General features: G+C 59.6%; 8 protein-coding genes. 5 read left to right on the top strand and 3 right to left on the bottom strand.

Annotated features, from left to right (window positions below; genetic code table 11):
* Nucleotides 1-97 precede the first annotated feature (97 nt).
* Entirely contained in the window at nucleotides 98-1639 is a 1542-nt protein-coding gene (locus J3P96_RS24000; RefSeq protein ID WP_434653698.1) for an alkaline phosphatase D family protein, read from the top strand.
* Between the two features lie 145 nt (nucleotides 1640-1784).
* Here the strand turns inward: J3P96_RS24000 and J3P96_RS23995 are convergent, their stop codons facing one another.
* Together J3P96_RS23995 and J3P96_RS23990 are read right to left on the bottom strand one after the other, a co-directional pair.
* Nucleotides 1785-4310: a PepSY domain-containing protein gene (locus J3P96_RS23995; protein WP_434658318.1), complete on the bottom strand. Its 2526-nt coding sequence runs from the start codon at nucleotides 4308-4310 to the stop codon at nucleotides 1785-1787.
* 284 nt (nucleotides 4311-4594) lie between these two features.
* Nucleotides 4595-6913: a TonB-dependent receptor gene (locus tag J3P96_RS23990; protein WP_434653697.1), complete on the bottom strand. Its 2319-nt coding sequence runs from the start codon at nucleotides 6911-6913 to the stop codon at nucleotides 4595-4597.
* A 209-nt stretch (nucleotides 6914-7122) separates the two neighbouring features.
* Here J3P96_RS23990 and J3P96_RS23985 point away from each other — a divergent pair, with 209 nt between their 5' ends.
* The 4 genes from J3P96_RS23985 to J3P96_RS23970 all read left to right on the top strand — a co-directional run bounded on the left by J3P96_RS23985 (nucleotide 7123) and on the right by J3P96_RS23970 (nucleotide 11015).
* Nucleotides 7123-7803 (top strand): Fe2+-dependent dioxygenase, encoded by a 681-nt coding sequence (locus J3P96_RS23985; RefSeq protein ID WP_434653696.1) that lies wholly within the window; start codon nucleotides 7123-7125, stop codon nucleotides 7801-7803.
* 57 nt (nucleotides 7804-7860) lie between these two features.
* Complete coding sequence (locus tag J3P96_RS23980) at nucleotides 7861-8571, top strand: tetratricopeptide repeat protein (RefSeq protein ID WP_434658314.1); 711 nt, start codon at nucleotides 7861-7863, stop codon at nucleotides 8569-8571.
* A gap of 201 nt (nucleotides 8572-8772) precedes the next feature.
* The gene (locus J3P96_RS23975) at nucleotides 8773-10005 is read left to right on the top strand and encodes an alpha-xenorhabdolysin family binary toxin subunit A (RefSeq protein WP_434653695.1); all 1233 of its coding nucleotides are present in this window, start codon (nucleotides 8773-8775) and stop codon (nucleotides 10003-10005) included.
* On the top strand, nucleotides 10005-11015 hold the full coding sequence (locus J3P96_RS23970) for an alpha-xenorhabdolysin family binary toxin subunit B (protein ID WP_434653694.1): 1011 nt from the start codon (nucleotides 10005-10007) through the stop codon (nucleotides 11013-11015). Before J3P96_RS23975 ends, J3P96_RS23970 begins: the two co-directional genes overlap by 1 nt.
* 79 nt (nucleotides 11016-11094) lie before the next feature.
* Here J3P96_RS23970 and J3P96_RS23965 read toward each other — a convergent pair whose 3' ends face one another.
* Complete coding sequence (locus tag J3P96_RS23965) at nucleotides 11095-12258, bottom strand: type III PLP-dependent enzyme (RefSeq protein ID WP_305496871.1); 1164 nt, start codon at nucleotides 12256-12258, stop codon at nucleotides 11095-11097.
* Nucleotides 12259-12496: the final 238 nt, after the last annotated feature.

Genomic DNA, 12496 nt, shown 5'->3' with positions numbered 1-12496 from the left:
AGCTCGCTCCCACAGTTGATCTTGGGGCGTCCTGAGTCTCTGTCACACCCACTTCACACAGCCATGCTTAAGTTTTCCCATTTCAAGGGAGAACACCATGAGCGAATTCGACCTGGGCCGTCGCCGTGTAATGCAAGCCGTTGGTGCCGGTTTGTTGCTGCCGGGGCTGGCGCCGGCGGTGATTGCTTCGGTCAAGGATCGGCCGGTGCTGACCGAAGGCGTGCAGTCGGGCGACTTGCAGGGCGACCGGGCGATGATCTGGAGTCGCAGCGACCGTCCGGCGCGGATGGTGGTGGAGTGGGACACCCGCAGCCAGTTCTCCAACCCTCGGCGCTTTGTCTCGGCGCTGGCCGACAGCCGCAGCGATTTCACCGCCCGGGTCGAACTCACCGGCCTGCCGCCCGACCAGGCGATTTTCTACCGCGTGCATTTCGAAGACGCCCGCAGCGGTGTCGCCAGCGAGCCGTGGCTCGGCCATTTGCGCAGCGTGCCGCAGTTCAAGCGCAACATCCGCTTTGTCTGGAGCGGCGATACCGTCGGCCAGGGCTTCGGCATCAACCCGGACATTGGCGGCATGCGCATCTACGAAGCCATGCGCCTGCGCCTGCCGGACTTTTTTATCCACAGCGGCGACACCATCTACGCCGACGGCCCGGTGCCGGCGCAGGTCACCACCGAGGGCGGGCGCATCTGGCGCAACCTGACCACCGAAGCCAAGAGCAAGGTTGCCGAGACCCTGGACGAATATCGCGGCAACTACCGCTACAACCTGATGGATGAAAACGTCCGTCGTTTCAACGCCGAGGTGCCGCAGATCTGGCAATGGGACGACCACGAGGTGGTCAACAACTGGTCGCCGGGCAAGCAACTGGACGAGCGCTACCAGACCAAGGATATCCACAGCCTGGTAGGCCGTGCGCGACAGGCCTGGCTGGAATATGCGCCGATGCGCCTGCAGATGGCCGACCATGGTGGCAGGATCTATCGCAAGCTCGGCTACGGGCCGATGCTCGATGTGTTCGTGCTGGACATGCGCAGCTACCGCGAAGCCAATGACGCCAACCTCGGCGCGGCGAAACCGTTCCTGGGGCGTGAGCAGTTGAATTGGCTCAAGCGCGAGCTGAAGCAATCCCGGGCGCAATGGAAGGCCATTGCCGCCGACATGCCCATTGGCCTCGGCGTGCCCGACGGCGAAGTCAGCCCCGGTGTGCCGCGCTGGGAAGCGGTCGCCAACGGTGACCCGGGCGAGGCCCAGGGGCGGGAAGTGGAAATTGCCGAACTGCTCGGTTATCTGCGCAAGCATCAGGTGCGCAACTACGTCTGGCTGACTGCCGATGTGCACTATTGCGCCGCCCACCATTACCATCCTGAACAGGCCGCGTTCCAGGATTTCGAACCGTTCTGGGAGTTTGTTGCCGGGCCGCTGAACGCCGGCAGCTTCGGGCCCAATGCCCTGGACAAGACCTTCGGTCCGGAAGTGGTATTCCAGAAAGCGCCCCCCGTGCAGAACACTTCGCCGTTTGCCGGGTATCAATTCTTTGGCGAGGTGAACATCGACGGGCAGAGCGGCGAGATGAGCGTGGTGTTGCGCGATCTTGAAGGGGTGGCGGTGTTCGAGAAGAAGTTGCAGCCGGTTTGAATTCAAGGCCCACCACAAAAATCAATGTGGGAGCGAGCTTGCTCGCGATGGCGGTATGTCTGTCAATAAATGCTGACTGACAATCCGCTATCGCGAGCAAGCTCGCTCCCACAGGGTTTTAGGGTGGATTCAAAATAGGCGTTCGTCAGTAAACATCCCGCCGATACCGGCCCTGCTCGATCAGCTTTTCCACTTCCTCGCGGCCCAGCACCAGATTGAGCACGTGGTCCACGCCTGACGCCATCCCCTGCAAGCTGCCGCAGACATAGATCACCGCGCCGTCGGCCAGCCATTGCTTGAGCAAAGCGGCCGATTCCAGCAGGCGGTCCTGGACGTAGATTTTCTTTTCCTGATCCCGGGAGAACGCCAGGTCCAGGCGTTCCAGGTCGCCGGAGGTCACCCATTCCTGCAGTTCGTCGCGGCAATGGAAATCATGCTCGCGGTTGCGCTCGCCAAACAGCAGCCAGTTGCGCTGCATGCCCTGGGCAACGCGGGCCTTGAGCAAACTGCGCAAGCCGGCCAGGCCGGTGCCATTGCCCAGCAGAATCATCGGCAGGCCCTGGGGCGGCAGATGGAAGCTGCTGTTGCGACGGACGCGCAGGCTGATGGGACTGCCCAGCGGCGCATGCTCGGTCAGCCAGCCGGAACCGATGCCCAGGCTGCCATCGGCGTGACGTTCCTGGCGTACGATCAGTTCCAGTACACCGTCGGCGGGGATCGAGGCGATGGAATATTCACGCATCCCCAGCGGTGCCAACGCCTCCACCAGCGCCTGGGCGTGCAGACCCACCAGGTGGGCGCGGTTTTCCGGCAGCTGACGCGTGGCGAGGGCTTGTTCGAGCGTCTGCTGCAAGCCATCGACCTGCACCCGAGCGATACCGGCGATACCCAGGCCATCGAGGAAGTGTTCGATAGCCCACGGGTCATTGCGCGGCAGGATTTCCACCAGGTCACCGGCCAGCCAACTGCTCGGACCGGGGGCGCTGAGGCCGAGCAGGTACACGCCCGAACCGCTGCTGTCGGGGTTGAGCAGGGTGCGCTGGCTCAAGGTCCAGTGTTCAAAGCTCGGCGCTTGCCACGCATCCGCCGGAGGCTGGCCGGTCAGCTCGGCCAGTTGCTGTTGCCAGTGCCGCAAGGCGTACGGGTCGCCGCTGTCCACTTCCACCGGCGCGAACAGCGTCTTGCCGCCGTGCTCCGCCAGCCAGGCGTGCAGACGGCGAGCGAAACCGCAGAAATTGTCATATTGCCGGTCACCGAGGCCGAGGACCGAGTATTGCAGGCTTTCCAGGCTCATGGCCCGGCCGAGCACCTTGCGCTCGAAACCGCGAGCGCTGTCCGGTCCTTCACCGTCGCCAAAGGTGCTGACGACAAACAAGGCGCGGGTGGCGCTGTTCAAATCCTTTTCGCTGACGCCGGCCAACGGCTGGACCTTCACCGGTAGCCCGGCGGCCTGGAGCTGGCCGGCGGTCTGCCAGGCCAGTTGCTCGGCAAAACCGCTCTGGCTGGCAAAGCCGATCAGCCACGCCGGGGCATCGCCAGGGTTGCCGGCAAGCGCCTGGCGAGCCTGGCGGACCTGACGTTTTTTGCGTCGGCGGTCCAGGTAGAGCAGCCAGCCGGTGATGAAAAACAGCGGCATCGCCAATGCGGCGGCGGTCACCAGGATCCGCCCGACCAGGCCGAAGTAACTGCCGACATGCAGGGCATAGATGCTGGTGAGCAATTGCGCCTTGAGGCTCTTGTCGGTGTAGCGGCTGTGACGGCTGATGACGCCGGTGCTCGGGTCGAGCATGAGTTGGTTCAGGGCGCGGTCATGGGGGGCGTCCTTGAGCAGGTAGAACACCGTCGCCGGTTGCCCGGCCACCGGTGGCATGCGCACGTTGTAGGCGGACAGGCCGGGGCCGGCGGCGCTGTAGATGCTGCTCCACATGGCCCGGTAATCGGCGATCGGCGCCGGGCCGCTCGGTGCCGGGCCACGGGTGCGCACGCGCTCATCCTTGGGCGAATCGGAAAGCAGGCGGGTCAGGCCTTTGTTGTACCACTCATAGGACCAGGTCAACCCGGTCAGGGCGGCCAACAGATAGAACAGCAGGCACCAGGTGCCCGCAACGGAGTGCAGGTCCCAGTTGAAGCTGCGGCCCTTTTTCGCCCAGTCGAGGGTCAGCCAGGCGCGCCAGTTTTTCCACTGGCGTGGCCAGCGCAGGTAGAGGCCGGACAAGCAGAAGAACACCAGGATCAGCGTGCAGGCGCCGGTGATCTGCCGGCCCACGTCGTCCAGGGTCAGGACGCGGTGCAGCCTGAGCATCAGGCCGAAGAAATCCTGGCCCACCACATCGCCGAGAAACTGCGCGTTGTAGGGATTGAAGTAGCGCATCGGCCCGCGTTTCTCTCCGGGCGGGGCGGTGAAGATCGCCCGCGCGGCGTTGCCACTGTCGGTCTCGACCCAGAGCATGGCGACGGTCTTGCCGGAGGCGGCTTCGATCTGTTCCACCAGTTCGGCGGGAGGCAGGACGCCGGCCGGTTGTTTTTCAACCGTCAGCACCTCGGGGTTCAATGCCCGCAGGATCTCGTCCTGGAAAGACACCACCGCACCGGTAACGCCCATCAACGCCAGGACCAGTCCGGCACTGATGCCGAAAAACCAGTGCAACTGGAACAGGGTTTTCTTCAACACGTCGCCCGCCTTGTTCATTCAATACTGTTTGTCACGGCGTGCATTATGCCGTGTGTTATCGAGAAGCATTCATAAACACACATAAAAGCCCCATTCATTTGCATGAACGGGGCTTTGCCCGGTGCCGGTCAGTAATGGGCGGTGGTTAGATCCTGTGGGAGCGAGCCTGCTCGCGAAGACGTCGTGTCAGTCACGCATTTATCAACTGACACTCCGCTTTCGCGAGCAGGCTCGCTCCCACAGGTTCATTGCCTGGCCACTCGGCGTCGGGTTCTTTCAACCGGTCAGAAGTGGAAATTGGTACTCAACAACGCCGTGCGCCCGGCCGCTTGGTTGGCGAAGTGGGTCGAGAATGCCTTGTCGTAGTAAGTCTCGTCGGTCAGGTTCTGCACGTTGAGTTGCAGGTCCAGGTGCTTGCTGACCTTATAGCTGGCCATGGCGTCATAACGCACGTAGGAGTCGACCATGGTGGTGTTCGCCACGCTGCCGAACACATCATCCACATAGAAGGCCCCGCCACCGATGGTCAGCTTTGGCGTGAGCGCGTAGGTGGTCCAGACGCTGGCGCTGTTTTTCGGCGTGTTCGGCAACTCGTTGCCATCGCTGGTGCTCATCGGCCCGCCATCGACCTGCTCACTGTCCAGGTAGCTGTAGCCGGCGAACACCTGCCATTTCTCGGTGAGCTTGCCGCTGGCCGACAGCTCCAGGCCGTCGACGCGAGTCTTGCCGGCGTTTTCATAGGTCGTGGTGTCGACCTGCACCCGGGCGTTTTCCTTCTCGGTGCGGAAAATCGCCGCGGTCAGCGAAAGCCGGCTGTCGAGCAAGTCCCACTTGGTGCCGATCTCGTAGTTCTTGGTGGTTTCCGGCTCCATGTCACTGGCGAGCAGGTTGCCACTGCGGTCTGGCGTCCCACCGAGCGGATTGCCCTCGATGCCTTCGCCAACCATGCTGCCGGGCGGCGTGGCCGAGGTCGCATAGGACGCATAGATGCTGCCGTTGTCGGCTGGTTTCCAGACCAGGCCGAACTGGCCGGTGACGAACTCGCTGGTGTCGTCACCCTTGGACGTGGTGGTACCGGCGGCGTCGTAAGTCTTGTATTTCGTGTCGAAGTGGTCGTAGCGCAAGCCCATGTTCACCAGCCACTGCGGTGACAGTTCCAGCGTGTCGAACACGTAGAGCGCGCGGGTGACGCTGGTGGTGTCGGTGCCGGCATAGTTGCGGGAAATCGCGCCGTTCCAGGGATCGTTCGGGTTCGGGTTGGACAGCGACGTGCAGTTGTAGCCGCTCGGCGCGCCGACCAGGGCCGGCGTGCAGTTGGTGTTCGCGGCGGTGGTGCCCGGTACGGTGTCGGTGTTGACGTTGTACGAAGTCTTCTCGCCGGTCTCGCGGCTCAGCTCGATGCCGGTGGAGAAACTGTTCTTGAAGCCGGCCACATAAAAGTCACCGAACAGATCAGTCTGGTTGGTGGTGGTGTCGACGTTGCTGACGCGGCTGTTGACGCGGCGCCAGACTGTACCGTTGTTGACGTTGCCCTTGCTGTCGTCGGGTTGGGTGAGGATGTAGTCCTGCATGCTGGAGCCGTGGCGCAGGGTGTTCTTGACGGTCAGCGCATCGCTCAGGTCATGCTCGATGGCGATGGTCGCGGTGTCGACGCGGGTCTTGCGGAAGTCGCGGTCGCTGAGTCCATAGAAGTTGCTGCTGTCGCCGCCGGCATCGGGCTTGTCCGGGTTGGCTTTGGTGCGGTCGGCGGTGCGGCCCGAGGCGGGAACGCTGTAGGGAATGCCCGAATCCGGCAGATCGTTGCTTTCCAGGTGGTAGTAGTCGAGGTTGACCCGGGTGTCGGTGCCCAGGCCGAACGCCAGCGACGGCGCGACGCCCCAGCGATCGTAGTTGACCTGGTCACGACCGGCGACGTTGCTTTCGTGGCTCATCAGGTTGAGCCGGCCGGCGGCGCTGTCGCTGAACTGGTAATTGCCGTCGAGGGTGTAGCGCTGGGTCTGGTCCGAACCCCAGGTGAAGCCGCCGTCGAACGAGTCGCCCAAGTGGGCTTTCTTGCTCACCAGGTTAATGGTACCGCCAGCGGCGCCGCGGCCGCCGATGGCCGAGTTCGGGCCCTTGCTGACCTCGATGGATTCGACCGCAAAGATCTCCCGGCTTTGCGAACCGGTATCACGCACGTTATCCAGATAGGTGTCGCCCTGGGCATCGAAGCCTCGGATGAAAGGTCGGTCGCCCTGGGGGTTGCCGCCTTCGCCGGCGCCAAAAGTGATGCCCGGCACGGTACGCAGGGCGTCCTGCATGTTGAGGGCGCCGGTGTCCTTGAGTACCTGCTGGGGAATGACCGTCACCGAGCGCGGCGTGTCGACCAGCGGCGCGGTGTATTTCGAGGACGAGGCTTTTTCGACCTGGTAGGACGTCGCGTCCTGGGCCTCGCCCGTAATGCTGGTAGCGTCCAGGGAGATGGCGTTGCGCGGGGCTTTTTCGTCGATCTTTTCCGCCGCTTGGGCCATCTGTGCGATTGACGTCGCACCGAGGGCGACGCCGATGGCGGAGGCCAGCAGACGAGGTGAATTAACCGGTAATTGTGATTGTTGACGCGACATGAACAGTGCCTTCCCCAAGGTTGAGGCGGCGGAATATAGGGTAAACAGTTTTATGTATCAATTGCGAAATATTGCTATTTGGGAGGAATTTACATTCTTTACATTTTGCCTTTACGGTTTCTGCCCAATGGTGCGTCGGCGGGGGTTGTACACAGTCAATAAGAATCACTACCATTAGCGCCCCGCGTTATCCACAGGTCTTGAATGCCATGTTGCTGCACATTCCCGGTGTGTTTTCTCCTGAAGAAGTGCAGCGTATCCGCGAGGCCCTGGAGCAGGCCGAATGGGCAGATGGCAAGGTCACGGCCGGTTATCAATCGGCCAAGGCCAAGCACAACTTGCAACTGCCCGAGGGGCACCCCCTGGCCAAGGAAATCGGCGCGGCCATGCTGGATCGGTTGTGGAAAAACCCCTTGTTCATGTCGGCGGCGCTTCCACACAAAGTCTTCCCGCCGCTGGTGAACTGCTACACCGCCGGCGGCAGTTTCGATTTCCATATCGACAATGCCGTGCGCCAGCCCAAGGGCAGTGCCGAGCGGGTGCGCACCGACCTGTCGGCCACGCTGTTCTTCAGCGACCCGGAGGACTATGACGGCGGCGAGTTGGAAGTCCAGGACACCTACGGCACCCAACGGGTCAAATTGCCGGCCGGGGACATGGTGTTGTATCCGGGCACCAGCCTGCACAAGGTCAACCCGGTTACCCGTGGCGCACGCTATGCCTCGTTCTTCTGGACCCAGAGCCTGGTGCGCGAAGACAGCCAGCGCGCGCTGCTGTTCGAGATGGACGGTGCGATCCAGCAACTGACCCGGGACGTGCCCGAGCATCCGTCGTTGATTCGCCTGACCGGCACCTACCACAACCTGTTGCGTCGCTGGGTCGAGGTGTAGGTGGCGGATTTTCGTCTGCGCCGCGAGGAAGTGCTCGACGGCGAGGCCCTCGAGGCCATGCTCGCGGACAGCCCGGCGCGGGCGGCCCAGGCGATCCTGATCGCAGCTGGCGAAGGGCTGCTTGAGGCCCAGGCGCTGCTCGGGCAGATCCTGCTCGACGGGCGCGGTATCGAACAGGACAGAACCCTGGCCCGGCGCTGGTTCGAGATCGCCGCCCAACGCGGGCACCTGATGGCGCGCAACATGCTGGGGCGATGCCATGAGCATGGCTGGGGTTGTGTCGCCGACCCTTCGGTCGCGGCCGGACATTATCGCCAGGCAGCCGAGGCAGGACTGGATTGGGCGATGTACAACCTGGCCAACCTGCTGGCGACTGGGCGCGGCGTTGCTGAGAATCAGCCGCAAGCGCTGGCTCTTTATCGTCGAGCCGCGGAGTTGGGGCACGCCAAATCAATGAATCTGTTGGGGCGTTATCTTGAGGATGGACGTTGTTGTCCAGCGGATCCGCAGGCGGCCGCTTTGTGGTACAGGCGCTCGGCTGAAGGTGGGGATTTTCGTGGGCAGTTCAGTTATGCGGCGATGCTGGCGCAGGAAGACCGCATTGACGAATCCCTGGCTTGGCTGCGCAAGGCGCTGGATGGCGGGAATGCAAGTTTCCTGCGGGTAAGCAGTGAAACGCTGATGGATGCCAACCACCCTGAATTACGTGCCATGGGTCATGCCTACCGTCGTCGACTTTCTCAGTTGATCGGGGCTGTAGCAACTTAAGCTGATGCAAGCTTGTGGCCAATACAAAAGTTGGTAACTTTTGTGCAGGAAAAAATCGCCTGATTTTTTTGTTAATACTTGAACTGTTGTGGCTTGTCTTGAAAGTACTCTAGAGTCTTTTCGCGCGATCACCCTTCATTGGCTGGTGTTTCTGACGAGGTGGTCGGCACAATGAAGAGATAACTTGAGGGCAGGAAGCCTATGTTCGATTTCAAGCTGGATGAAAAGGTAGTCGAGACTGCCGCATTAGCACCCAAGGTGTTTGTAGAAGCCTCGCTTGGTGAGGGAGGGGAATACAAACGAGAGCCAGGGATACAGTTAACCAAGGAACAGATCCTCAGTTTGAGGCGGTATGAATTGCTCGGCTTGTCGCTTCCCTATCGGACAAATGACGTCGCGGCTTATCTGAATTACGGTCCGGGTGAGGTAGGTCAGCCCGGGCTGACGGTCATGGATTTTTTTACCACTTTCAGTGCCGTTTATAATCATGCCCGGCTTTGGTCTCCGCTGCGCGAAAAAATTCAGTTGACGGGCGTTCATCTAAAGACTTTTGCCGGAACCATGATTGAGTATGGGGATGGGATCTTTGAGGTTTATGAAGAACTTAAATCCTCAGGGTATTTAGAAAAACATGACATCACTACTGTCGAAGAGTATTTGCAGCTCCAGAATGAGTTACCCGATCTCCCTGATCTGACGCTCGCGCCCAGCGATGTCCCGGACATAAAATATTTTCTCAATGTCATGCTGGAGGAGGTGCGGCTCTGTCATGCGAAGGCAGAAGAGGTCCGGCAGGGGCTGGACAGCTTCGGTGCCGATATGCGTGAGCGGATATTGCCGCAAATCAAGTTGCGATTGCTAGCTGTCACCGGCAACAGTTATGAAGAGGACGTTCTAGGTATTCAAAATGATATCGATCAGCGTGCCGATGAACTCGATGACCTGAATAAGCAGTACCACCAGATGGTGAGAGAGTCGATTGAGTCAGCGGCGGGCCTGAATTTTGGCGGGTTGATCATGAGCATCTACGTGGGCGTAGAGGCAGAAAAGTTGCGTACACAATACAATGAGTTGAAAACTGCTCAGGACATGGATAATCGGCAACTGGCCAGCAAAAGCCAGACATTAAATTCGTTGAATAGGGTGCGGGGCCATCTGCAGGTCCTGAGTGCTGTAACAATTGAGGCCGAGGTGGCGACTCAGAACCTCATGCTGGTCTGGAACGCACTGAGCCAATTTTTAACGGATTCTGTCCGTGCGCTCGACCAAGTGCGGGATGCTGTCAGGTTGAGGCATTTTATCAGGCATCTCAAATTGGTGGTTTCACCTTGGAAGCAGAACATAGAACCGAGCTCTCGTGCACTCCTCAAGGTTTTCGAAGAGGCGCAGAAAGAAATTGACACCTCTCATTCAAGCCAAGGAAGGACGCTCTAATGTACTTAATGTCGAATGTATCGGACTATCCAACCGTGGATGTCGCGGCGCTGTTTGCCCATAACGGCAACGTACAGAACGCCAGCACTCAAACGCAGCTGCTTGCGCAACAGTACGATTATTTGCCGGATGTGGTGAGTAGAATGACGGCGGTGGCAGCCATTGTTAATGGTCAGGTGTTCGGTCTGCGCAACCGTGCTCAAACAACTATTATTAATTTGAATAAAACAAGGGAGATCGTTAAAAGATGTCAGCAGGAAATTGAAGGTGTTGAAGACGAGGGTGATAAGGAGGATTTGCGCCTGGAGATGGAAACTGAGCTTCAACGAACCTTCAGTGCAGTTACCGAGCAAGCCAACGAGCTGAAGCAAATTCAACTCAACCTCAGTACTCCCTATGACAGGAGCGCATCGGCACGATGGATTCTTGCGCTGGAACAGGATCAGGTCTTTGTAGAGGAGCAAAAAAACCGAGCCGAGGCCAAACGGGGAGAAATACTTGAGCAGATGGAGCTGCTCTCCGAAGCTATTGACTTGATCGGAAGCAATCGCGCTGGAAGGTGGGATCGCAAAGCCCAACTGACGGAGGAAAGCATGGTTGCGATGGGGCTGGCGCCTCCTCAAGTTCAAGTTGCTCTGTTGGCCATCGACGCCTTGAAAAAAATGGTCATTGGCATTGGCGAAACCATTTCTTATCTGGCTATGGTTGATGGTTATAACCGCCTCAAGGAAAGGGCTGGTCAATTTAAAATTTCAGTTGCAGAAAAAAACAAGGCGATTTGCGCCACTCAAGGGAAAATCACGTTGGTCGGAAGCTTGGATAAGCTGGACGATTATCGCTGGGACTACGTCAAGGAATTCGCTTCGGTCGTTGACGCCTTTGAAAAAATCTCATGCGCGCTCGAACGTGAGAGTTCGCTGCCCATCGAAGTACATGCCAGCAATGTGCTCGAGATCATTCCCGGCATTATTTTCCATCTGCGACCCATTCAACAGACGGAACCGGCGTGAGCCGCTTGGCCTGTTGATTTCGAGATCGGGGCTGAAAAAAAGGCCCATGATCCCATGGGCCTTTCTTTGCCAGGCGGCGTTACACGTAGAAGGATTTCAGCGGCGGAAAGCCATTGAACTCCACAGCGCTGTAGCTGGTGGTGTAGGCACCGGTCGACAGCCAGTACAAACGATCGCCAATCGCCAGGTTCAGCGGCAAACCGTATTTGTAGTTTTCGTACATGATGTCGGCGCTATCGCAGGTCGGGCCGGCGATGACCACTTCTTCCATCTCGCCTTTCTTCTCGGTCCAGATCGGGAACTTGATGGCTTCGTCCATGGTTTCGATCAGGCCGGAGAATTTGCCCACGTCGGTGTACACCCAACGCTCGACGGCGGTACGCGACTTGCGCGCCACCAGCACCACTTCGCTGACCAGGATGCCGGCGTTGGCGATCAACGAACGGCCCGGCTCCAGGATGATTTCCGGCAGTTCGTCGCCGAAGTCTTCCTTGAGGAAGCGGATGATTTCCTCGGCGTAGGTTTCCAGGCTGTTGGTGCGGGTGATGTAGTTGGCCGGGAAACCACCGCCCATGTTGATCAGCTTCAAGACGATGCCGTCTTCTTCTTTCAAACGCTCGAAGATCACCTTGACCTTGGCGATGGCCGCGTCCCAGACGCTGATGTCGCGCTGTTGCGAGCCGACGTGGAACGAGATGCCGTACGGCACCAGGCCCAGGTCGCGGGCGAGGATCAGCAGGTCCATGGCCATGTCGGTCTGGCAGCCGAACTTGCGCGACAGTGGCCAATCAGCCGTGGTCGAACCTTCGGTGAGGATGCGCACATAGACTTTCGAACCCGGCGCGGCCTTGGCGATGTTGCGCAGGTCGGCTTCGGAGTCAGTGGCGTAGAGGCGCACGCCCTTCTCGTAGAAGTAGCGGATGTCCTTGGATTTCTTGATGGTGTTGCCGTAGCTGATCTGGTCCGGGCCGACGCCACGGCTCATCACCTTGTCCAACTCATAGATCGAGGCGATGTCGAAGTTCGAGCCTTTATCCTTGAGCAGGTCGATGATTTCCACCGCCGGGTTGGCCTTGACGGCGTAGTAGACCTTGGCGAATTCGAAACCGGCGCGCAGGTCGTCATAGGCCTTGGCGATCATCGCGGTGTCGATCACCACGAACGGGGTTTCCTGCTTGTCGGCGAACGCCTTCATTTTCTGAAAGGTTTCGCGCGCAAAATAATCTTCGACCTGGATCGACATACTTGGGACTCCTACTGGCAAACATCAGGATCAATGGGTTTGAGGGCAGCAACCCCCGCGAACGTCCTCCGTATCCCCACTTTGGTTCGCCTACTTCCCAAGGCATGTCGCCGAAAGCAAAAAGGCCACGGGATGCGTGATTCCCTTGGCCTTGCTGTCTCGTCGTCAGTACTTGAGCCGGATGGATCGTTTCCAGCATGGACGTTCGGCGCGAACTTTAGGGCGTGAGGGGCCTGAG

Source organism: Pseudomonas sp. R3-56 (assembly GCF_051132075.1).
GTDB lineage: Bacteria > Pseudomonadota > Gammaproteobacteria > Pseudomonadales > Pseudomonadaceae > Aquipseudomonas.
This window is presented reverse-complemented; position numbering and strand designations above follow the sequence as displayed.